The following is a 22,092-nucleotide window of genomic DNA, read 5'->3' on the forward strand; positions in this document are numbered from 1 at the left end:
TTATTGATGGATAGGGGTCCATGACGCGGTACGTATTCATCACCGGCGGCGTGGTGTCTTCGCTCGGCAAGGGCTTGGCTTCTGCGGCCCTCGGAGCGCTTCTCCAAGCTCGCGGTTACAAGGTTCGGCTTCGCAAGCTCGATCCTTATCTCAATGTCGATCCGGGGACGATGAGCCCCTACCAGCACGGCGAGGTGTTCGTCACCGACGACGGAGCCGAGACCGACCTCGACCTGGGGCATTACGAGCGCTTCACCGGCGTTCCCGCCACCAAGGCCGACAACATCACCACGGGGCGGATCTATCTCGACATCATCACCAAGGAGCGGCGGGGCGACTATCTGGGCGCCACGATCCAGGTGATTCCCCATGTCACCAACGCCATCAAGGAATTCGTGCTCAACGGGAACGAGGGCTTCGACTTCGTCCTGGTGGAGATCGGCGGCACGGTCGGCGACATCGAGGGCCTGCCCTTCTTCGAGGCCATCCGCCAGCTCGGCAACGAGCTCGACCGCGGCCAGGCGATCTACACCCACCTGACCCTTCTGCCCTACATTCCCTCGGCGGGCGAGCTCAAGACGAAGCCGACCCAGCACTCCGTCGCGGAGCTGCGCTCCATCGGCATCCAGCCCGACATCCTGCTGTGCCGGACCGACCGGGAGATCCCGCGGGAGGAGCGGCGCAAGCTCGCCCTTTTCTGCAACGTCCGCGAGACGGCGGTGATCGAGGCGCGGGACGCGCCTTCCATCTACGACGTGCCGCTCGCCTATCACGAGGCCGGGCTCGACAGCGAGGTGCTCGCCGCCTTCGGCATCGAGAACGCCCCGGCTCCCGACCTCAGCCGCTGGACCCGGATCTCCAGCAGGGTCCACAATCCCGAGGGCGAGGTGAACATCGCCGTCGTCGGCAAGTACACGGGCCTCAAGGACGCCTACAAGTCGCTCATCGAGGCGCTGCACCACGGCGGCATCGCCAACCAGGTGAAGGTCAACCTGAACTGGATCGAGAGCGAGGTCTTCGAGCGCGAGGATCCGGCGCCGTTCCTGGAGGGCATCCACGGCATCATGGTGCCGGGCGGCTTCGGCCAGCGCGGGGCCGAGGGCAAGATCCGCGCCGCCCGCTTCGCGCGGGAGCGCAAGGTGCCGTATTTCGGCATCTGCTTCGGCATGCAGATGGCGGTGATCGAGGCGGCCCGCTCCCTCGCCGGGATCGAGAACGCCAGCTCGACCGAGTTCGGCCCGACCCCGGAGCCGGTCGTGGGCCTGCTCACGGAATGGCTGCGCGGGAACGAGCTCGAAAAGCGTGCCGCCGGCGGCGACCTTGGCGGCACCATGCGGCTCGGCGCCTATCAGGCGACCCTGAAGCCCGGCAGCAAGGTGGCCGAGATCTACGGCGGAACGGAAATCTCCGAGCGCCACCGCCACCGCTACGAGGTGAACATGAGCTACCGGGAGCGGCTGGAGGCCAAGGGCCTGCGCTTCTCCGGCGTCTCGCCCGACGGGGTCCTGCCGGAGATCGTCGAGTACGAGGACCATCCCTGGTTCATCGGCGTTCAGTACCATCCGGAGCTGAAGTCGCGGCCGTTCGACCCGCATCCGCTCTTCAAGAGCTTCATCCACGCCGCCGTGGAGCAGAGCCGGCTGGTGTAAACCGGCCGGTCAGGACGGAGGCGAGGCATGAGCCGCCGCATCGACCATCTCGTGATCGCCGTCCGGGACCTCGACGGGGCGGCCTCCTTCTACCGGCGCCTCGGTTTCCAGGTCGGCGCGCGCAACCGGCATCCCTGGGGCACCGAGAACCGGATCGTCCAGTTCCGGTCCTCCTTCCTCGAACTCATCACCGTCGGGGAGGGGGCCGAGATCGCGTCCCATGCGGAGCGGAGCTTCAGCTTCGGCGCCTTCGTGCGCGACTACCTGAGCGAGAGGGAAGGCCTCGCCATGCTGGTGCTCGACAGCGCCGACGCGCAGGCCGACGCGCAGACCTTCTCCCGTCAGGGCATCGGCGCGTTCGAGCCGTTCCGTTTCGAGCGCAGGGGCGTCCGCCCGGACGGGACGGAGGTGCGCGTCGCCTTCAGCCTCGCCTTCGCAACCTTGCCCGACGCGCCGCGCGCGGGCTTCTTCGTCTGCCAGCAGCATTACCCGGAGAACTTCTGGAATCCGGCGTTTCAGGTGCACGACAACCGGGCGGAGGACGTGTCGGCCGTGGCCCTTTCCGCGCCCGACCCCGACCGCTGCGAGGCGTTCCTCTCCGCGTTCACGGGAGAACGGCCGGTCCGGCCCGCCCTGCACGACCTGTCCTATCGTCTGAGGGGCGGCCATCTGGACGCGATGACGCCGGACGACGCCGGCGAAACCTACGGGTCGGTGGAGGCGGAGCTGGATCGGCCGTCCTTCGTCGCCTTCTCGGTCCGAATCGACGATGTCGCCCGCCAGGCCAGGTGGCTCGACGCGGCGGAGATCCCCTATGCCCAGATCGGAACGAGGGTGGTCGTGCCCGCCAGCGCCGCCATGGGGGTCGCGATCGCCTTCGAGGCAACGTAATAGAAACCCTCGCCTGCTACAGGTCCCTTTCAGCCTCTGTGGATCCAAGGGGGACAGATCGTGGCTTCTTCTCTGGCGGGCCTGCCCGATTTCCTGATTTTCTTCGTCATCGCGACCGTTCTGGTCGCGCTCTACCTCGCCATCTATACCCTGGCGACCATGCACAACGAGTTCGCCCTCATCCGGGAGAACGTGATCTCCGCCGCGACCTCCCTCGGCTTCAGCCTCGTCGGCTTCGCCCTGCCGCTCGCCAGCGCCATCGTCCATGCCCAGACCATCGTGGATTGCCTGATCTGGGGGCTCGTGGCGCTCGCCGTGCAGATCACCGTGTACTGGCTCGTCCGCATCGTCATGCCGAACCTTTCCCAGCGGATCGCCGCAGGCGAGATGGCCGCGGCCCTGTTCCTCGGCGCCGCCTCCCTTTCGGCCGGCATCATCAACGCGGCGGCGATGACGTTCTGAGACGCGGGCCATGCGCGGGGCGACGGCCGGTCGTCTTTGCCTCCGGCCGCAAAACAGGGTAGGGGGACGGCCATGACCAGCACCACGTCCCCCTCCGCCGTCGTCCAGGTCGGCTCCGTCCGCTTCGGCAACCGTCTTCCGCTCGGCATCATCGCCGGGCCCTGCGCCATGGAAAGCCGTGAGCATGCGCTCGAGATGGCCTCCGCCCTGAAGGAGATCGCAACGAAGCTCGGGCTCGGGCTCGTCTACAAGTCCTCCTTCGACAAGGCGAACCGCACTTCGGTCTCCAGCGCCCGGGGCATCGGCCTCGACAGGGCCCTGTCGATCTTCGCCGAGGTGAAGGAGAAGCTCGGGCTTCCGGTCCTGACGGACGTGCACGAGAGCGGCCAGTGCGCGCCGGTGGGCGAGGTGGTCGACGTGCTCCAGATCCCGGCCTTCCTCTGCCGCCAGACGGACCTGCTGATCGCGGCGGCGAAGACGGGCCGGGCGGTCAACGTGAAGAAGGGCCAGTTCCTGGCGCCCTGGGACATGGCCAACGTCGCCGAGAAGGTGCGGTCTTCGGGCAATCCCAACGTGATGCTCACCGAGCGCGGCGCATCCTTCGGCTACAACACCCTGGTGTCGGACATGCGGGCGCTGCCGATCATGGCGGAGACCGGCGCGCCGGTGATCTTCGATGCCACCCACTCCGTCCAGCAGCCGGGCGGCAGGGGGGCGACCTCCGGCGGCCAGAGGGAGTTCGTCCCGGTCCTTGCCCGGGCGGCGGTGGCGGTCGGCGTCGCCGGCGTCTTCATCGAGACGCACCAGGATCCCGACAAGGCCCCCTCCGACGGCCCCAACATGGTGCCGCTGAAGGAGATGGAGGCGCTCCTCGCCCAGCTGAAGGCCTACGACGCCCTTGCCAAGGCTTCCCTGGCCTGACGTCATTCATGCTCTCTGGCGAGGGCAGGTGCGCGTTGCCGGCTCTCCGTCACGCGCTCCGGCCGTGGTAAGGGAGGCATCCCGCCCATATCGAACCGCCCGGGAGCCATGTCCTCGCGCAGCCTGATCCGGATTCTCGCCGTCAGCGGCTTTGCCGGCACGTTCTCGTCCCGCGCCGTGGAGCCCATGGTCGGGATCATCGCGCGGGATTTCGCCACCAGCCCACAGACCATCGCCCTTCTGTCCGCGGCCTTCGCCCTTCCTTACGCCTTCATCCAGCCCATCCTCGGCCCCGTCGGCGACGCTCTCGGCAAGGAGCGGGTGATGAAGGTGGCGCTCGCCCTGCTGTTCCTCGCCCTGGCGGGATCGGTGGTCGCGCCGAGCGTGACGAGCCTGTTCGTCCTGCGCATCGTCGCCGGGACGGCCGCCGGCGGGGCGGTGCCCCTTTCCATCGCGCTGATCGGCGACCGGGTGGAGATGGCCCAGCGCCAGGTGGCGCTCAGCCGGTATCTGGTGGCGGTCATCATGGGCCAGCTCGCCGGCTCGTCCTTCGCCGGGCTGATCGCCGAGTTCGTGGGCTGGCGCGGGGTGTTCTCCCTTTCCACCGGTCTCATGGCCGCCGCCCTCGCGGCGACCGTCATCGGCTTCCGCGATGCGCCCGCGGGCGGCCGCTTCGACATGGGCGACGCGATCCGGCGCTACCGGGACATCCTGTCGAACCCCCGCGCCCTCGCCCTCTTCGCCTTCGTCTTCGTGGAGGCCGTCTCCCTTTTCGGGATCTTCCCCTATATCGCGCCGCTCCTCGAGGAGAGCGGCGGCGGGGGGGCCGCTCAGGCGGGGTTCGCCATCGGCGGCTTCGCCGTGGGAGGGCTGCTCTATTCCCTCCTCGTCACCTGGCTCCTGAGGACGCTCGGCATCCGGAGGCTCCTCGTTGCCGGCGGGGCATGCGCCTGCGCGGCCCTCGTCGCGCTCGGCTTTACGGCGGACTGGCGCGCCTACGGCGCCTCGCTGATCCTCATGGGCCTCGGCTTCTACATGCTCCACAACACCTTCCAGGCCCAGGTCACCGAAGTCGCCCCCACCGCGCGGGCCTCGGCGGTGGCGCTTCATGCCTTCTCGTTCTTCGTGGGGCAGGCCTTGGGAGTCGTCGTCATGGGCTTCGGCCTGCGCCATGCCGGGCTGACCGCCTCCACCGGGATCGCCGCCGCCGTGATCCTCGGCGTCGGCGTCTCGGCCTCGGTGATTCTGATGCTGCCCCGGTTTCAGACCCGCGGGCGGTAGGGCGCGACGCCCTGGTCCGGCAGCCAGAGGTTCTTCGGCAACTCGCCGGTCTGCCAGAACACGTCGATGGGGATGCCGCCGCGGGGATACCAGTATCCGCCGATGCGCAGGAAGCGCGGCTCCAGCAGTCCGGCGAGCCGCTTGCCGATGGCGACCGTGCAGTCCTCGTGGAACGCGCCGTGGTTGCGGAAGCTGTGCATGTAGAGCTTGAGCGACTTCGATTCGACGAGCCACGGGCCGGGCACGTAGTCGATGACGAGGATGGCGAAGTCGGGCTGGCCCGTCACCGGGCACAGGGAGGTGAACTCCGGGACCGTGAAGCGGGCCAGGTAGTCGGTGTCCCGATGGGGGTTGGGAACCCGGTCGAGCTTCGCCTCCTCCGGCGAGGCGGGCAGGGCGGTCGCTTGACCGAGCTGGAGGGTGTGATCCGTCACGGCATTGTCCTCGAATGGTTGTGTTGAACCGCTGCGCCGTCCTTGCTCACCTGCGCATTTCGGTCAATAAGCCCTAGAAAGACGTGAGGCCGCACCTTTCGCCTTGTGAGGAGCTTTTTCATGACCGCTATCATCGACGTCCACGCCCGCGAAATCCTCGACAGCCGCGGCAACCCGACCATCGAGGTGGATGTGACCCTGGAGGACGGGTCCCTCGGCCGCGCGGCGGTTCCCTCCGGCGCTTCGACCGGCGCGCACGAGGCCGTGGAGCTGCGGGACGGCGACAAGAAGCGCTACCTCGGCAAGGGCGTCACCAAGGCGGTCGAGGCGGTGAACAACGAGATCCTCGACGCCATCGGCGGCTTCGACGCGGAAGAGCAGGTGCTCATCGACGAGACCCTGATCGAGCTCGACGGGACGCCCAACAAGTCGCGGCTCGGCGCCAACGCCATCCTCGGCGTCTCCCTCGCCGTGGCGAAGGCCGCCGCCGACGCGGTGACCCTGCCGCTCTACCGCTACGTGGGCGGCACGCAGGCCCGGGTCCTGCCGGTTCCGATGATGAACATCATCAACGGCGGCGCCCATGCGGACAACCCCATCGACTTCCAGGAATTCATGATCATGCCCGTGGGCGCGCCGACCCTGTCGGAGGCGGTGCGCATGGGCGCCGAGGTGTTCCATACCCTCAAGAAGGCCCTCAAGGACGCCGGCCACAACACCAACGTGGGCGACGAGGGCGGCTTCGCCCCGAACCTTCCCTCCGCCGAGGCGGCCCTCGACTTCGTCATGACCTCCATCGAGAAGGCCGGCTACAAGCCGGGCCAGGACATCGTGATCGGCCTCGACTGCGCCTCGACCGAATTCTTCAAGAACGGCTCCTATGTCTATGAGGGAGAAGGCAAGAAGCGTTCTCCGCAGGAGCAGGCCGAGTACCTCGCCCAGCTCGTGAAGGCCTATCCCATCGCCTCCATCGAGGACGGCATGGCCGAGGACGACTGGGAGGGCTGGAAGATCCTGACCGACCTGATCGGCGGAAAATGCCAGCTCGTCGGCGACGACCTCTTCGTCACGAACGTGACGCGGCTCTCGGACGGGATCCGCAAGGGCGTCGGCAACTCGCTGCTCGTGAAGGTGAACCAGATCGGCACGCTCACCGAGACCCTGGCCGCGGTCGACATGGCCCAGCGCGCCGGCTACACCGCCGTCATGTCCCATCGCTCCGGGGAGACGGAGGATTCCACCATCGCCGACCTCGCCGTCGCTACCAATTGCGGGCAGATCAAGACCGGCTCGCTCGCCCGCTCCGACCGGCTCGCCAAGTACAACCAGCTCATCCGCATCGAGGAGGAGCTCGGCGGGCAGGCGCGCTATGCGGGCAGGGCGGCGCTGAAGGCGTCGATGTAACGAGACACTAATGTTTCAATTGAGACAGGGCTGCTCAGGGCAGCCCTTTTTGATTGTGCACCCACGGTTCCACAGTTATGACTTGGCTTGTCCCAACTGCCTTAATCAGCAAGCTGCATCTGGGGCCATCTAGACCACCGACAGCTCTGTGGCTGTGATGACGGGTTGGGCGCTATTCGCCATTTGCAGCTGATGGTTTTGCCCGGGGCCTCTCTTGCAAGAGCGGATCACGGATCAGATTTTTGAGATGACTTTAAGCGAGCATAGCCTCGTTTGATGGCAATCCAGAGATCGCCATCGTGATCGGGTCTATTACCTAGTTCCTCGCCAATCCTCTTCGCATTTTCATTAAAATGTTTGGCAGTAAGCCCCAGTACGAATGCCCCCAGGATGATCTTGGCTCGGTCTGAATTAAGTCCGCGCGGAAGCTCAAGTGCCTTACCGGTTAGTTCAACCACGCAATCGTCAGCAAAACGGTACTCTCGGTGCCAGTTACGGCGATTCTCTTCGCTTGGATCTCCTTGAGCGGACATCTCGAAATCTTCTTGGGTCCGGATCTCATTCTCACCTATCATAATGGCGCCTCCTGGCTTTGATCGCCCCCCTCTCATGAAAGATCAGTTGGAGCGGGTTCGATAGTGAGACAATGGAGTATCCCTAGTATGCTCAACTCCATTTCTCAGAGCGGCCAATTTCAATAGCTTCTTAACCATGTCGCCGGTAGAAATACCCCATGGTCATCCGCAGGCGCGCACGACGAATTCTGATTCCGCTGGTGCTCTACAGCATCTCCGCGGCGGTGGTTGCGTATTTCGTGCATCATGCGCACAGCGGGGCGCGCGGTTTCCAGGCCCGGGAGCAATACGAGGCGCAGGCGGCCGAGCTGAACAAGGAGCTCGCCGCGCTCAAGACCGAACGGACGGATTGGGAGCGCCGCATCGCCCTTCTGCGGAGCGAGCAGATCGACCGCGACCTTCTCGAGGAGCGGGCCCGGATCGTCCTCGGACGTGTGCACCGCAACGATCTCGTCATTATCCTCGGAAACGACGAGAACAAGCCGTAATTTCCGCTAAACTCGATTCAAGTTAATTCGGAATTTCATAGCTCTGGCAGAAGATTAGAGCGTTCACCGTAGTGCCCGTGCATACTTCCGGGCCTCTCGCTTTCCGATTCCGACTGCGCTACAACTTTCGTCGAGGAAACCCTTCGGAGGACCCGATGGCTGTTGCTGCCCGCAAGGCAGGCCGCGCCGCATCCGGCACGGCCAACAAGTCAACTCCCAAGAGCTCGTCGAAACAGGCTCTTAACTCCCCCCAATTCGACAAGGACCAGGATCTCCACGCCTACCGGGAGATGCTTCTGATCCGCCGCTTCGAGGAAAAGTCCGGCCAGATGTACGGCATGGGCCTCATCGGCGGCTTCTGCCATCTCTACATCGGCCAGGAGGCGGTCGTCGTCGGTATGCAGATGGCGACGAAAGACGGCGATCAGGTCATCACCGGCTACCGCGACCACGGCCACATGCTGGCCTGCGGCATGGACGCGAAGGGCGTCATGGCCGAGCTCACCGGCCGCCGCGGCGGGCTGTCCAAGGGCAAGGGCGGCTCCATGCACATGTTCTCGAAGGAGAAGCACTTCTACGGCGGCCACGGCATCGTGGGCGCGCAGGTCTCCCTCGGCACGGGCATCGCCTTCGCCAACCGCTACCGCGGCAACGACAGCGTCTGCCTGACCTATTTCGGCGACGGCGCGGCCAACCAGGGCCAGGTCTACGAGAGCTTCAACATGGCGGCGCTGTGGAAGCTGCCCGTCGTGTACGTGATCGAGAACAACCGCTATGCGATGGGCACGGCGGTGAACCGCGCCTCCGCGCAGACGGACTTCTCGAAGCGCGGGGTGTCCTTCGGCATTCCGGGCGAGCAGGTGGACGGCATGGACGTGCGCGCGGTCTACGCGGCAGGCCAGCGGGCCATCGAATACGCCCGCTCCGGCAAGGGCCCGTACATCCTCGAAATGCAGACCTACCGCTACCGCGGCCACTCCATGTCCGACCCGGCGAAGTACCGGACGAAGGACGAGGTGACCCGCATGCGCGAGGAGCACGATCCCATCGAGCAGGTCCGCCGCCGGCTCCTGGAGAGCTGGAGGCTCTCGGAAGACGAGCTGAAGGCCATCGACGGCAAGGTGCGCGAGATCGTGAACGAGGCGGCGGAATTCGCCACGCACGATCCGGAGCCGGATCCGTCCGAACTCTATACCGACATCGTTCTCGAGCCGGCGCGGTAAGGCGCCGGAGCGTTTCGCCTCAGCGACAATCACACAAGAGTCTTCCATGGCGATCGACATTCTCATGCCCGCCCTCTCCCCGACGATGGAGCAGGGCAAGCTGGCCAAATGGCTCAAGAAGGAAGGAGACCCGGTGAAGCCGGGCGACGTTCTCGCGGAAATCGAGACCGACAAGGCCACCATGGAGGTGGAGGCAGTGGACGAGGGCGTTCTCGCCAAGATCCTGGTCTCCGACGGCACGGACAACGTGGCCGTGAACACCCCCATCGCCATCCTGGCGAGCGAGGGGGAGGACGTCTCGGCGGCGGCGGCCAGGGCCCCCGCGCAGCCGAACGGCCCGGTCCCCGCGTCGCAGCAGCCCGCCCCCGTTCCCGACATGCAGGCGGAGGGCATGACCGACCGTCCTGCTCCCGCGGCCCGCGAGCAGCAGGCGCCCCTCTCGGCTCCGGCCGCCCCCGCACTCGTCGCGAACCGCGGCTACGACGCCTCGGCGGAGGTGCCCGAGGGCACGGAGATGGTCACCATGACGGTCCGCGAGGCCCTGCGCGACGCCATGGCCGAGGAGATGCGCCGGGACGAGAGCGTCTTCGTCATGGGCGAGGAGGTGGCCGAGTACCAGGGGGCCTACAAGGTCACCCAGGGCCTGCTGCAGGAGTTCGGCGCCCGCCGGGTCATCGATACGCCGATCACCGAGCACGGCTTCGCCGGCGTCGGCGTCGGCGCCGCCTTCACAGGCCTGCGCCCGATCGTGGAGTTCATGACCTTCAACTTCGCGATGCAGGCGATCGATCAGATCGTGAACTCGGCCGCCAAGACCCTCTACATGTCCGGCGGCCAGCTCGGCTGCCCCATCGTGTTCCGCGGCCCGAACGGCGCGGCGGCCCGCGTGGCGGCTCAGCACAGCCAGGACTACGCGGCCTGGTACTCCGCCATTCCCGGCCTCAAGGTCGTGATGCCCTACACCGCCGCCGACGCGAAGGGCCTGCTCAAGAGCGCGATCCGCGATCCCAATCCCGTGATCTTCCTGGAGAACGAGATCCTCTACGGCCAGTCCTTCCCGGTGCCGAAGCTCGACGACTTCACGGTTCCGATCGGCAAGGCGCGCATCCACCGCGAAGGCAAGGACGTGACCATCGTCTCCTTCGGCATCGGCATGACCTATGCCCTCAAGGCGGCGCAGGAGCTCGAGGCCGAGGGCATCCAGGCCGAGGTGGTGGACCTGCGCACCATCCGTCCCATGGACACTGAGACCGTCGTGGCTTCCGTGATGAAGACAGGCCGCTGCGTGACGGTGGAGGAGGGCTTCCCGCAGTCCGGCGTCGGCGCCGAGATCGCGGCGCGCATCATGGAGCACGCGTTCGACTATCTCGACGCGCCGGTCGTGCGCGTCACCGGCAAGGACGTTCCCATGCCCTATGCCGCGAACCTCGAGAAGCTGGCGCTCCCGTCGGTGGCCGAGGTGGTGCAGGCGGCGAAGGCGGTTTGCTATCGGTGACGTCATGACAGAACGGAAATTCGAGGCCCTCAACGTTCCGCCCGACGCCCTGGAGAAGGGCGGCATCGAGATCCTGAGGGCCTCGGTGTCGGAGGGGGCGGTCAGCATCGCGCTGCGCCGCGCCTTCGACGATCCGTTCACCTGGGGCGTGCTCCTGGTGGACCTCGCCCGTCACGCCGCCCGGATCTACGGCATGGAAACCGAGTATTCGGAGGAGGAAGCCATGCGGGAGATCGTCGCCGGCATCCAGGCCGAGCTGGAGGACCCGTCCGATCCCGGCTCGACCCAGGCCCTCAACTAGCGCGTCCGGAGGCGGAGACTGGCCCCCAGGCGCCACGGACACGGTTCATCAACCCATTCGATCAGGATCCTCAAAACGCCATGCCCATCAACGTCCTGATGCCCGCCCTCTCGCCCACCATGGAGAAGGGCAACCTCGCCAAGTGGCTCAAGAAGGAAGGCGACACGGTGAAGTCCGGCGACGTGATCGCCGAAATCGAGACCGACAAGGCCACCATGGAGGTGGAGGCGGTGGACGAGGGCGTCCTCGCCAAGATCCTGGTGCCCGAGGGCACGGCCGACGTGCCGGTGAACCAGCCCATCGCGCTCATCGCCGGTGAGGGCGAGGATCCGAAGAGCGTCTCGGCCCCGTCTGCCGGGACCCCTGCGCCGAAGGCCGAGGCCGCGCCTGCCGCGCAGCCCGCTTCTGCCCCCGCACCGGCGGCCCGGCAGGCTGACGCCGTTCCCGGCGACCGCTCCGCCCACATGGCGGATGCCCGCGCCAACGTTGCGCCCGCCGGGCCGGCGCCGGCGGCGCGTCCGAACGGGGCGGGCGAGGGCGCGCAGCGCATCTTCGCCTCGCCGCTCGCGCGCCGGATCGCCAGGGAGGCGGGGGTCGACCTCGCCTCGATCCAGGGCTCAGGACCGCATGGCCGCATCGTCGAGAAGGACGTCCGCGCCGCGATCTCCGGCGGCGCCAGGCCCGCGGCCGCGCCTGCCGCCATGCAGGCTCCCGCGGCGCAGCCCGCGGCCCCGCAGCTCGCGCCGAGCATGGGCGCGGAGCAGGTCAAGGCCATGTTCGAGCCCGGCACCTACGAGGAGGTGCCCCTCGACGGCATGCGCAAGACCATCGCCAAGCGGCTCGTCGAGTCGAAGCAGACCGTGCCGCATTTCTACCTGTCGCTGGATTGCGAGCTGGACGCCCTCATGGCCCTGCGCGAGCAGATCAATGCCGCCGCGCCCAAGGACAAGGACGGCAAGCCGGCCTACAAGCTCTCGGTCAACGACTTCGTCATCAAGGCGCTCGCCGTCGCGCTCCAGCGCGTGCCCGCCGCCAATGCGGTGTGGGCGGAGGATCGCATCCTGCGGATGAAGCACTCGGACGTGGGGGTCGCGGTCGCCATCGAGGGCGGCCTGTTCACGCCGGTGATCCGCAGGGCCGAGCAGAAGACGCTGACCGCCATCTCCGCCGAGATGAAGGACCTCGCGGGCCGCGCCCGCAACCGCCGCCTCAAGCCGGAGGAATACACCGGCGGCTCCACGGCGGTGTCCAACCTCGGCATGTTCGGCATCAAGAACTTCCAGGCCGTCATCAACCCGCCGCACGGCACGATCCTCGCCGTCGGCGCGGGCGAGAGCCGCATGGTTGTGAAGGACGGCGCCCCGGCCGTGGTGCAGGCCATGACCGTGACGCTCTCCTGCGACCACCGGGTGGTGGACGGCGCCCTCGGCGCCGAACTGCTGGCCGCCTTCAAGCAGCTCATCGAGAGCCCGATGGGGATGCTGGTCTAACCGGTAACGTCATGGCCGACCTCGTGCCGGCCATCCACGCCTTCCTTCAACGGTCCGGCTCTCAAAGACATGGATGCCCGGGCCAAGCCCGGGCATGACGGGGGAGTTTTATGGCAAACCAATACGACATCATCGTCATCGGCGGAGGTCCGGGCGGCTACGTGGCGGCGATCCGCGCGGCGCAGCTCGGTTTCAGGACCGCGGTGGTGGAGCGCGAGCATCTGGGCGGCATTTGCCTCAACTGGGGCTGCATTCCCACCAAGGCGCTGCTGCGCTCGGCCGAGATCTACCACTACTTCCAGCACGCCAAGGATTACGGCCTCTCGGCCGAGAAGATCGGCTTCGATGCGGGAGCCGTGGTGCAGCGCTCGCGCGGCGTCTCGGGCCGGCTCAACGGTGGCGTCGGCATGCTGCTCAAGAAGAACAAGGTCGACGTGATCTGGGGCGAGGCGACGATCTCCAAGCCCGGCGAGGTCGTCGTGACGGCGCCGAAGAAGCCCGCCATGCAGCCGCAGGTGCCTCCGCCGAAGGGAATCCTGGAGCCGGGCACCTACCAGGCCAAGCACATCGTCGTGGCCACCGGAGCCCGCCCGCGCGTGCTGCCCGGCATCGAGCCGGACGGCAAGCTGATCTGGACCTATTTCGAGGCCATGGTCCCGAAGGAGATGCCGAAGTCGCTCCTCGTCATGGGCTCGGGCGCCATCGGCATCGAGTTCGCCTCCTTCTACCGCACCATGGGCGCCGAGGTGACGGTGGTCGAGGTGATGCCGCAGATCCTGCCGGTCGAGGACGAGGAGATCGCCAAGCTCGCCCGCAAGCGCTTCGAGAAGCAGGGCATCAAGATCCTGTCGGGCGCCAAGGTCACGAAGGTGGAAAAGGGCGCCAACTCCGTCACGGCCACCATCGACGACGGCAAGGGCGCGCAGACGATCACGGCCGAGCGGATGATCTCGGCCGTGGGCGTCGTCGGCAACATCGAGAATCTCGGGCTCGAGAAGCTCGGGGTGAAGATCGAGCGCGGCACCATCGTCACGGACGGGCTCGGACGCACGAACGTGCCCGGCATCTACGCCATCGGCGACGTGGCGGGCCCGCCCATGCTCGCCCACAAGGCCGAGCACGAGGGCGTCATCTGCGTCGAGACCATCAAGGGCCTCCACACGCACCCCATGGACAAGGGCAAGATCCCCGGCTGCACCTACTGCAATCCGCAGATCGCCTCCGTCGGCCTCACCGAGGCGAAGGCGAGGGAGCAGGGCTACGACATCCGCGTCGGCCGCTTCCCCTTCGTCGGCAACGGCAAGGCCATCGCGCTCGGCGAGCCCGAGGGCCTTGTGAAGACGATCTTCGACAGGAAGACCGGGCAGCTGCTCGGCGCGCACATGGTCGGCGCGGAGGTGACCGAGCTGATCCAGGGGTTCGTCATCGCCATGAACCTGGAGACCACCGAGGAGGAGCTGATCCACGCGGTGTTCCCGCATCCCACGCTTTCCGAGACCATGCACGAGAGCGTGCTCGACGCCTATGGTCGCGTGATCCACGTGTGAGGAAAAAGGCGGCTGACCGCCTTCGGCTTTCCCTGCGAGGCCGGGCCCGGTGCCCGGCCTTTCGCTTTTCGGGCTGCGCCGCCGCGTCCCGCTCAATCCTGCTCGGTATCGGGGACGCCGCTTTCGAGCTCCGCGAGCCAGACTCCCGGCCCGGCGTCGGACGGAGCCCGCCAGTCGCCGCGCGGGGAGAGGGAGCCGCCGGAGGAGATCTTCGGCCCGTTCGGCATCGCCGTCCGCTTGAACTGGCTGGTGAAGAAGCGGCCGAGAAATACCTTCAGCCAGCGCTTGATCTCGGCCAGGTCGTAGGACCGGCGCGCGCCCTCGGGGATGTTGGGCGGCCACGCGCCGACCTCGGGGTCCTTCCAGGCGTGCCAGGAGAGATAGGCGATCTTCGAGGGCCGGAAGCCGTAGCGCGTCAGGTAGTAGAGATTGAAGTCCTGCAGCGCGTAGGGGCCGATCGTCGCTTCGGTCGACTGGATCTGCCCGGAGGCGTCCTGCGGCACCAGCTCGGGCGAGATCTCCGTTGCGAGGATCGCATGGAGGATGCGGGCCGTCGCGTCGTCCACGTCGCCCGATGCGGCGACGAAGCGGATGAGGTGCTGGATCAGCGTCTTCGCGACCGACGCGTTGACGTTGTAGTGGGACATCTGGTCCCCGACGCCGTAGGTGCACCAGCCGAGGCCGAGCTCCGACAGGTCGCCCGTGCCGACCACGATGCCGCGGTGGTGATTGGCGAGCCGGAACAGGTAGTCCGTGCGCAGCCCCGCCTGAACGTTCTCGAAGGTCACGTCGTAGACCGGCCGGCCCTCGGCGAAGGGGTGGCCCATGTCGGTCAGCATCTGGCGAGCGGCGGGCCGGATGTCGATCTCCGAGGCGGTGACGCCCAGGGCCCGCATCAGCGCCCAGGCATTGCCCTTGGTCCCCTCGCTCGTCGCGAAGCCGGGGAGGGTATAGGCGAGGATGTTGGTGCGCGGCAGGCCGAGCTTGTCCATGGCGCGGCAACTGACGAGCAGCGCCTGCGTGGAGTCGAGGCCGCCGGAGACGCCGATGACCACCTTCTCGGTGCGCGTTGCCTGCAGGCGCTTCGCCAGGCCCTGGACTTGGATGTTGTAGGCCTCGTAGCAGTTCTCCGCGAGCTTGGCGGGATCGGAAGGGACGTAGGGGAAGCGCTCGACCGGGCGCCTCAAGGGGAGCGCCTCTTCCGGCGCGTCGAGCCTGAAGGGGACGATGCGGAAGTCGGCGGGCGTAACGGCGAGCTCCCGCCCGCAATCGCCGAAGGTGACCCGGCGCATCCGCTCCTGGCGCAGGCGTCCCAGGTCCACGTCCGCCACGGCCATGGTGGAGCCGGAGGGGAACCTTTCGGTCTCCGCAAGCCGCAGGCCGTCCTCGAAGATCCCGCCGTGGCCGTCCCAGGCGAGGTCGGTGGTCGATTCGCCGGGACCCGCCGCCGAATAGGCATAGGCCGCGATGCAGCGGAAGGACTGGGAGCCGCACAGCAGCCTGCGGTCCTCGGCCTTCCCGATGGTGATGTTGCTGGCCGACAGATTGAGAAGGATCTCCGCTCCGGCGAGGGCGGCGGCCGTGCTCGGCGGCTGCGGCACCCACATGTCCTCGCAGATTTCCACGTGGAAGGTGAAGGCGCAGCTTCCCGCGGAGCGGAAGAGGAGATCCGTCCCGAAGGGAACCCGCGCTCCCGCGATCGAAATCTCCGCGCCGCGGATGCCGGCGCCGGGCGTGAAATGGCGGCGCTCGTAGAACTCCCGGTAATTGGGCAGGTAGGCCTTGGGGACGACGCCGAGAACCCGCCCGTCGTGGATCACCACTGCCGCATTGTAGAGCCGGCCGTCGCACCGCAGCGGCGCGCCGACTGCGAAGGCCGGGAACAGGCCGACGCTCTCGGCCACGAGCCGGGCGATGCCGCGCTCGACCGCCTCCAGGAGAGCGTCCTGCTGCAGAAGATCGTCGATGGCGTAGGCGGACAGCCCGAGTTCGGGAAACACCATGAGGGCGATGCGCTCCCGGTGCCCCTGGCGCAGGAGGTCGAGGGTCCGCTCGACGTTGAACGGCGGATCGGCCACCTCGATCTGGGGCACGCAGGCCGCGATGCGGGCGAAGTCATGACGGTAGGGCGAGAAGAACGAGATCATTCGACGTCCGATCGGTGCTGCCCCATCTTTGGGGCGCGGCCCGCCGCATATCAAGCTCGCATGTCCGCCGTCCTGCGCATTTCGTGCCTGCGCAGCGGCATCTCTGGGCGGCGAGGGGGGAACCCTCGCCGCAGCCGTCGTCGGATGGGCTCCGCTCCCCAGCATTGCCCATCCGCGCGGTCCTCCCTGCGGGCCGCGGGTGCTGCCGCGATCAGCAGGGAAGGGAGGTGTTGGCGGTTAACCCGCTCAGCGCTTGGTAACGACGACCTCGAGATACTCGCTCGGCACGATCATCGCATCGCCGCCGCTCCGGTTGAAGCGCCCGATCAGCTCCGCGATGTCGGACTGCAGCGCCGCCTCGCGGACTCCGTCGAGGGAGCCGAAGGCGCGATGGGTCGGGCCGTAGTAGGTCTTGAAGACCTCGATCCAGTGAGCGGGCGACTTGTAGCGGAAGTTGAAGTACCGCGAGGTCACGCGGACTTCGAGCCCGGGGAACAGCTCCTGAAGGCGCGCCTGGGTGCCCCACAGCGCTGGCGATTTCACGCCTGCCGGCGGCGGCACGTAGCGGCCGATGGTCTTGAAGAGCTGACCGATGAAGCCGTCCGGCGTCCAGTTCGCCAGGCCGATGCGCCCGCCGCGGCGGCACACCCGGACCAGCTCGCTCGCCGCTTTCTCCTGATCCGGCGTGAACATCACGCCGAAGGTGGACAGGACGACGTCGAAGCTTCCGTCGTCGAAGGGGAGCGCTTCGGCGTCGGCCTCCTGGAAGAGGATCGGAAGGCGTTCGGCCTGGGCCCGCTCACGGGCCTGGTCGAGCAGGGCCCCGACATAGTCGGTGGCAGTGACCTCCGCCCAGCGGCGCGCCGCCGCAAGCGACGCGTTGCCGTTGCCGGCCGCGACGTCGAGCACCCGCTCGCCGGCCCGCAGGTCCACCGCTTCGCAGACCAGCTCGCCGACGATCTGGAGCGTCGTCCCGATCACTCCATAGTCGCCCGCGGCCCAGGTTGCCTGCTGGCGCTGCTTGACGGCTGCGAAATCGGCCGGTGCCGGGACGGGCGGGCGCGGGGCCGCGGAACCGGTGGCGAGGGACGGTTGTGATGTAGATGTCATAGGAACCTCCTGTTTAGGCGGCCCAAACTCACGTAAACGAGCCGATGCCCTCAAGTTCGGTTTCTGAACTGGCGCGAGGTCGGCATTTGTGTTCCCCTTTGCGCATGGCCGAAGGCGGATACAGTCAGTTCTGCCCCGTTGCGAAAGGGGCCGAGATCGTCGCCACCCGGTGGACTCCGCTGGTGCTGCGCGAGCTCATGTTCGGCGAAATGAGCTTCAACGACATCCACCGCGGCGTGCCCCGGATGTCGCGTGCGCTCCTTTCCGAGCGCCTCCGGCAGCTGGAGAGCGACGGGATCGTCGCCAAGGTGCCGAGGGAAGGCAATCCCGACAAAGGACATCTGTGGAAGCTCACGGAGGCAGGCGAAGCCTTGCGGGAGGTGATCGAAAGCCTCGGGCGGTGGGGGCTGGCCCATGGACGCCGAAGGGTCACGGGAGACGACTACGACTCCACCGTGCTGATGTGGGCCCTTCGACGCCGGGTCGACCGGGAGGCGCTTCCCGCCCGGCGCGTGGTGGTCCGCTTCGACCTGTCGGGCATCCCCCACTGCCGGACGGGCAGGCGGCTGCATTGGCTCGTCCTGCAGCGCGACCTCGTGGACGTCTGCCTCAAGGACCCGGGTTATCCGGTGGATTGCATCGTATCGGGCGGCATCGCGACGCTGGTCGACGTCTATCTCGGGCACCTGAACTGGCGGGAGGCGACGCACCGCGCCCTCGCCGTCGAGGGCCCGCGCGACGTGGCCGGCAATCTTGACCGCTGGCTGCGGCTCGACCGGGTGGTGGGCCGCGATCTCCCCATCGTCCCGCCCCGGGCGCGCTGAAGCAGGCTCCGAGGAGGCCGCCGCGGGCCAGGTCCGGCAAGGATTCCTCGCGTGCCCGGCACCCATCGCAGCTCCGCCATGGCCGGCGGGCATGACGCGGGATTTGCGAAAGGACAACGAAACCCTTAAGTCATCCCCATATGCCTTCCGGCTCCGATCTGCGCTCAAGGTTCACGCTTCATGGCCGTCGTTCTCGACCTTCTGAACAAGGACAACCGTCCCCGCCACCCGGAAAAGGCACACCGGCCGGACCAGCCCGTGCAGCAGCGCAAGCCCGACTGGATCCGCGTGAAGGCTCCGGGCTCGCCGAAATGGGCAGAGACCAACCGGATCGTGCGGGAGAACAAGCTCGTCACCGTCTGCGAGGAGGCGGGCTGCCCGAACATCGGCGAGTGCTGGGAAAAGAAGCACGCCACCTTCATGATCATGGGCGACACCTGCACGCGGGCCTGCGCCTTCTGCAACGTGAAGACAGGCCTTCCGGGGCCGCTGGACCCGCTGGAGCCGGAGAACGTGGCCAAGGCGGTGGAGAAGCTCGGGCTGGAGCACGTGGTCATCACCTCGGTGGATCGGGACGACCTGCCCGACGGCGGCGCCCGGCATTTCGCCGACGTGATCCATGCCATCCGGACCCGGTCCCCGAAGACGACGGTCGAGATCCTGACGCCCGATTTCCTGCGCAAGCCCGGCGCGCTCGAGGTTGTCGTGGCGGCAAAGCCCGACGTCTTCAACCACAACCTGGAGACGGTGCCCTCCAAGTATCTGAAGGTGCGTCCCGGCGCCCGCTATTTCCACTCCATCCGCCTGCTCCAGCAGGTGAAGGAGATCGACCCCACCATCTTCACGAAGTCCGGCATCATGGTCGGCCTCGGCGAGGAGCGGAACGAGGTGCTCCAACTCATGGACGACCTGCGCTCGGCGGACGTGGATTTCATTACCATCGGCCAGTACCTCCAGCCGACGCGCAAGCACCACCCGGTGGAGCGCTTCGTCACGCCGGAGGAGTTCAAGGCCTATGAAACCACCGCCTACGCGAAGGGTTTCCTTCTCGTGTCCGCGACGCCGCTGACACGCTCCTCCCACCATGCGGGCGAGGATTTCGCCCGCCTCAAGGCGGCGCGCCTGGGCGCTCTGAAGGGGTGAGACTTCGCGCGATGCGCCGGATCCTCGTCATCGGCTCGCCGGGGGCGGGCAAGACCACGCTGTCCCGGCGGATCGCGGAGGCGCTCGGCCTGCCGCTCGTCCACCTCGACCGGGAGTACTGGCGTCCGGGCTGGGTGAAGCCGGCGGAGGACGTCTGGGACCGCCAGGCCGCGACCCTCGCGGAGCGGTCTGCCTGGGTCATGGACGGAGAATACTTCGATTCCGCCAATCGCCTGATCGACCGCGCCACGGCGGTCGTCTGGCTCGACCTGCCTCCTTGGCTGTGCCTGCCGCGCGCGCTGCGGCGGCTCGCGCTCAACTATCGCCGGGAGCGGGTGGACCTCGCTCCGGGGTGTCCGGAATATTTCAACTGGGACTACGTCACCTTCATCCGGGACATCTGGACCTATCCGTCCCGGACCCGCCCGGGGATCCTCGCCCGCCTCGACGGCCTGAGGCCGGACCAGGAACGCATCGTCCTGCGCACCCCGCGCGCGGTGCAAGCCTTCGCCGACGGTCTGCCGTCCATCCTCGCAGAGGCCGCCTGACATGCCCTCATTCCGTTCGAACCGGCTGGTGAAGCACACCCCGGAGCAGATGTTCGCCCTCGTCGCGGACATCGAGAAGTATCCGGAGTTCCTGCCCCTGTGCGAGGATCTGCGCATCGTGCGCCGGGCTCAGAGCGGGGAGGGGATCGAGACGCTCGTGGCCATCATGACGGTCGGATACAAGGCGATCCGCGAAAGCTTCACGAGCCGCGTCGAACTCGACAACCCGCGCCTGCGCATCGACGTGGAATACGTGGACGGGCCGTTCAAGTATCTCGAGAACCGCTGGATCTTCCGCGAGACGCCGAACGGCACCGACGTGGATTTCTACATCAACTACGAGTTCAAGAGCTTCTCGCTCGGCCTCCTGATGGGCGCGGTGTTCGACAAGGCGTTCCGCAAGTTCGCGGAGGCTTTCGAGGCCCGGGCCGACGAAATCTACCGTTCCCCCTCCGTCACCGGCGCCTGACCGTCGAGGGCCCGTTCGAGGAGCCCCAGCGCCTCCGCCACGGCGCGGCGGCGCACGTTCTCGCGGCCGATGTCTCCATAGCGACGCTCGAGATGGATCGTCTCGCGGCCCCTCTGCGCCAGGCCGAAATGCACGAGACCCACCGGCTTGGCGGCGCTCCCGCCGCCCGGCCCCGCGATGCCGGTGATCGCCACCGCCACCTGGGCCCGTGAATGCGCGAGCGCTCCCTCCGCCATGGCCCGGGCGACCGGCTCGCTGACGGCGCCGTGCGCCGCGATCAGCGCCATGGGCACGCCGATGGCCTCCGCCTTGGCCTCGTTGGAATAGGTCACGAAGCCTCGCTCGACGACGGCCGAGGAGCCGGCGATTTCCGTGAGGAGCCCCGCGACGAGCCCGCCGGTGCAGGACTCGGCGGTGGCGACCATGAGGCCCCGCCCGGCATAGGCGGCGATGAGGCGGGCGGCCCGCTCCTTGAGGTCTTCCGTCACGGGGCCGTCTCCGGCAGGCGGATCGTCGCGGCGGCCTGGGCGGCGAGCCCTTCTCCGCGCCCGGTGAAGCCGAGCTTCTCGGTCGTCGTGGCCTTCAGGGAGACCTGGTCCAGCCGCAGCCCCGCGATATCGGCGATGCGCCGGCGCATCGCCTCGCGATGCGGGCCCAAGCGAGGCCTTTCGCAGAGAAGCGTGGCATCCAGGTGGTCGATAATGCCCCCACGCTGCCGCACCAACCCGGCCGCATGGGCCAGGAACCGGTCGGACGAGGCGCCGCGCCATTGCGGGTCGCTCGGCGGGAAGTGCGTGCCGATGTCCCCGTCGGCGAGGGCGCCGAGAATCGCATCCGTGAGGGCGTGGAGGATCACGTCCCCATCCGAATGGGCCAGGACGCCCCGATCGTGGGGGACCCGGATCCCTCCGAGCCAGACGTGGTCGCCGTCCTGGAAGGCATGGACGTCGAAGCCGGTTCCGAGCCGCGTCAGGTATGTCATGGTTCCCTCGTTCAGGCGCCGCTCCGCATCGAGGAAGTCGGCGCCGTGGGTCAGCTTGACGTTGCGCGGATCGCCTTCGAAGACATGGACCGGAAGGCCGGCCCACGCGGCGAGCGCTCCGTCGTCCGTGAAGTCGCGCAATCCTTCCGCGGCGGCCCTCCGGTGGGCCTGCAGAAGCGCCGGGAACGAGAAGGCCTGCGGTGTCTGGACCGCCCGCAGGCTCGCCCGGTCGGGCGTGGAGACGACCAGCCCGTCCGGCGCGACGACCTTGACCGTGTCCGTCACGGGAATCCCGGGGACGGCCGCATTCGTGCGCCTCGCCGCGGCGATGGCGCGGTCGATGAGGGCACGGTCGGCGAACGGACGGGCGGCATCGTGGACGAGGACGGAGGCCGGCGCGAAGGCTTCGAGCGCCTCGAGGCCCCGGAACACCGATTCCTGCCGGGTCTCGCCTCCGGGCACGGACAGGAGGGAAGCATCGCTCCCGGCATCGGCCCGGCGAACCGCTGCCGCATAAAGCTCCGCGTCGTCCGGGTGGATGACCACGACGATCCGCGAAATGTCCGGATGGGCTCGGAACGCCTGCAGGGTCCGGGCGAGGACCGGGAGCCCCCCGACCGGCCGATACTGCTTCGGAAGGCCCTCGCCCGCCCGGGATCCGCGCCCGGCGGCGACGATGAGTGCGGCAACGGTCATCGGTGAGGCGTT

The 22,092-nt window shown here is 67.7% G+C and carries 22 protein-coding genes; 16 read left to right on the plus strand and 6 right to left on the minus strand.

Going from position 1 to position 22,092, the window contains the following annotated elements:
- The first annotated feature begins 20 nt into the window (after positions 1-20).
- The 5 genes from pyrG (at position 21) to GDR74_RS09460 (ending at position 5,204) form a co-directional block, all read left to right on the plus strand.
- On the plus strand, positions 21-1,649 hold the full coding sequence (pyrG, locus tag GDR74_RS09440) for a CTP synthase (RefSeq protein ID WP_152586075.1): 1,629 nt from the start codon (positions 21-23) through the stop codon (positions 1,647-1,649).
- A gap of 27 nt (positions 1,650-1,676) precedes the next feature.
- A complete protein-coding gene (locus GDR74_RS09445) occupies positions 1,677-2,540 on the plus strand; it encodes a VOC family protein (RefSeq protein WP_152586076.1) in 864 nt (287 codons plus the stop codon).
- A gap of 57 nt (positions 2,541-2,597) precedes the next feature.
- Positions 2,598-3,002, plus strand: coding sequence for a DUF350 domain-containing protein (locus tag GDR74_RS09450; protein ID WP_194164706.1), 405 nt, complete (start codon positions 2,598-2,600; stop codon positions 3,000-3,002).
- Positions 3,003-3,074: 72 nt separating this feature from the next.
- On the plus strand, positions 3,075-3,923 hold the full coding sequence (gene kdsA / locus GDR74_RS09455; protein WP_152586078.1) for a 3-deoxy-8-phosphooctulonate synthase: 849 nt from the start codon (positions 3,075-3,077) through the stop codon (positions 3,921-3,923).
- Between the two features lie 108 nt (positions 3,924-4,031).
- On the plus strand, positions 4,032-5,204 hold the full coding sequence (locus GDR74_RS09460) for an MFS transporter (protein WP_152586079.1): 1,173 nt from the start codon (positions 4,032-4,034) through the stop codon (positions 5,202-5,204).
- On the opposite strand, the gene queF is transcribed toward GDR74_RS09460, so the two are convergent.
- Complete coding sequence (queF, locus tag GDR74_RS09465) at positions 5,186-5,638, minus strand: preQ(1) synthase (RefSeq protein ID WP_152586080.1); 453 nt, start codon at positions 5,636-5,638, stop codon at positions 5,186-5,188. The genes GDR74_RS09460 and queF overlap by 19 nt on opposite strands.
- 120 nt (positions 5,639-5,758) lie before the next feature.
- On the opposite strand from queF, the gene eno reads away from it, so the two are divergent.
- The gene (gene eno, locus GDR74_RS09470; RefSeq protein WP_152586081.1) at positions 5,759-7,042 is read left to right on the plus strand and encodes a phosphopyruvate hydratase; all 1,284 of its coding nucleotides are present in this window, start codon (positions 5,759-5,761) and stop codon (positions 7,040-7,042) included.
- Between the two features lie 227 nt (positions 7,043-7,269).
- Here eno and GDR74_RS09475 read toward each other — a convergent pair whose 3' ends face one another.
- Complete coding sequence (locus tag GDR74_RS09475; RefSeq protein WP_152586082.1) at positions 7,270-7,617, minus strand: hypothetical protein; 348 nt, start codon at positions 7,615-7,617, stop codon at positions 7,270-7,272.
- 158 nt (positions 7,618-7,775) lie between these two features.
- Here GDR74_RS09475 and GDR74_RS09480 point away from each other — a divergent pair, with 158 nt between their 5' ends.
- The 6 genes from GDR74_RS09480 to lpdA all read left to right on the plus strand — a co-directional run bounded on the left by GDR74_RS09480 (position 7,776) and on the right by lpdA (position 14,161).
- The gene (locus GDR74_RS09480) at positions 7,776-8,105 is read left to right on the plus strand and encodes an FtsB family cell division protein (RefSeq protein ID WP_152586083.1); all 330 of its coding nucleotides are present in this window, start codon (positions 7,776-7,778) and stop codon (positions 8,103-8,105) included.
- 155 nt (positions 8,106-8,260) lie between these two features.
- Positions 8,261-9,328 (plus strand): pyruvate dehydrogenase (acetyl-transferring) E1 component subunit alpha, encoded by a 1,068-nt coding sequence (pdhA, locus tag GDR74_RS09485; protein WP_152586084.1) that lies wholly within the window; start codon positions 8,261-8,263, stop codon positions 9,326-9,328.
- A gap of 46 nt (positions 9,329-9,374) precedes the next feature.
- Positions 9,375-10,823 (plus strand): pyruvate dehydrogenase complex E1 component subunit beta, encoded by a 1,449-nt coding sequence (locus GDR74_RS09490; RefSeq protein ID WP_152586085.1) that lies wholly within the window; start codon positions 9,375-9,377, stop codon positions 10,821-10,823.
- Between the two features lie 4 nt (positions 10,824-10,827).
- Positions 10,828-11,124, plus strand: a complete 297-nt coding sequence (locus GDR74_RS09495) for a DUF5076 domain-containing protein (RefSeq protein ID WP_152586086.1) — start codon at positions 10,828-10,830, stop codon at positions 11,122-11,124.
- 80 nt (positions 11,125-11,204) lie between these two features.
- Positions 11,205-12,614, plus strand: coding sequence for a pyruvate dehydrogenase complex dihydrolipoamide acetyltransferase (locus GDR74_RS09500; RefSeq protein WP_152586087.1), 1,410 nt, complete (start codon positions 11,205-11,207; stop codon positions 12,612-12,614).
- A 110-nt stretch (positions 12,615-12,724) separates the two neighbouring features.
- Entirely contained in the window at positions 12,725-14,161 is a 1,437-nt protein-coding gene (gene lpdA / locus GDR74_RS09505) for a dihydrolipoyl dehydrogenase (protein WP_152586088.1), read from the plus strand.
- A gap of 92 nt (positions 14,162-14,253) precedes the next feature.
- Here lpdA and GDR74_RS09510 read toward each other — a convergent pair whose 3' ends face one another.
- Both GDR74_RS09510 and GDR74_RS09515 read right to left on the minus strand, forming a co-directional pair.
- Positions 14,254-16,308, minus strand: coding sequence for an NAD(+) synthase (locus tag GDR74_RS09510; protein WP_152586089.1), 2,055 nt, complete (start codon positions 16,306-16,308; stop codon positions 14,254-14,256).
- A gap of 246 nt (positions 16,309-16,554) precedes the next feature.
- A complete protein-coding gene (locus GDR74_RS09515; protein ID WP_152586090.1) occupies positions 16,555-17,418 on the minus strand; it encodes a class I SAM-dependent methyltransferase in 864 nt (287 codons plus the stop codon).
- A 104-nt stretch (positions 17,419-17,522) separates the two neighbouring features.
- Here GDR74_RS09515 and GDR74_RS09520 point away from each other — a divergent pair, with 104 nt between their 5' ends.
- The 4 genes from GDR74_RS09520 (at position 17,523) to GDR74_RS09535 (ending at position 20,402) form a co-directional block, all read left to right on the plus strand.
- Positions 17,523-18,242, plus strand: a complete 720-nt coding sequence (locus GDR74_RS09520; RefSeq protein ID WP_194164497.1) for a winged helix-turn-helix transcriptional regulator — start codon at positions 17,523-17,525, stop codon at positions 18,240-18,242.
- Between the two features lie 180 nt (positions 18,243-18,422).
- The gene (lipA, locus tag GDR74_RS09525; protein ID WP_152586092.1) at positions 18,423-19,385 is read left to right on the plus strand and encodes a lipoyl synthase; all 963 of its coding nucleotides are present in this window, start codon (positions 18,423-18,425) and stop codon (positions 19,383-19,385) included.
- Positions 19,386-19,396: 11 nt separating this feature from the next.
- A complete protein-coding gene (locus tag GDR74_RS09530) occupies positions 19,397-19,933 on the plus strand; it encodes an AAA family ATPase (protein WP_152586093.1) in 537 nt (178 codons plus the stop codon).
- A 1-nt stretch (position 19,934) separates the two neighbouring features.
- Positions 19,935-20,402, plus strand: a complete 468-nt coding sequence (locus GDR74_RS09535; protein ID WP_152586094.1) for a type II toxin-antitoxin system RatA family toxin — start codon at positions 19,935-19,937, stop codon at positions 20,400-20,402.
- Here GDR74_RS09535 and GDR74_RS09540 read toward each other — a convergent pair.
- Together GDR74_RS09540 and GDR74_RS09545 are read right to left on the minus strand one after the other, a co-directional pair.
- Entirely contained in the window at positions 20,372-20,890 is a 519-nt protein-coding gene (locus tag GDR74_RS09540) for a CinA family protein (protein ID WP_152586095.1), read from the minus strand. The genes GDR74_RS09535 and GDR74_RS09540 overlap by 31 nt on opposite strands.
- A complete protein-coding gene (locus tag GDR74_RS09545) occupies positions 20,887-22,080 on the minus strand; it encodes a bifunctional 2-C-methyl-D-erythritol 4-phosphate cytidylyltransferase/2-C-methyl-D-erythritol 2,4-cyclodiphosphate synthase (protein ID WP_152586096.1) in 1,194 nt (397 codons plus the stop codon). Before GDR74_RS09545 ends, GDR74_RS09540 begins: the two co-directional genes overlap by 4 nt.
- Positions 22,081-22,092: the final 12 nt, after the last annotated feature.

It is taken from the genome of Microvirga thermotolerans, from assembly GCF_009363855.1.
Lineage (GTDB): Bacteria > Pseudomonadota > Alphaproteobacteria > Rhizobiales > Beijerinckiaceae > Microvirga > Microvirga thermotolerans.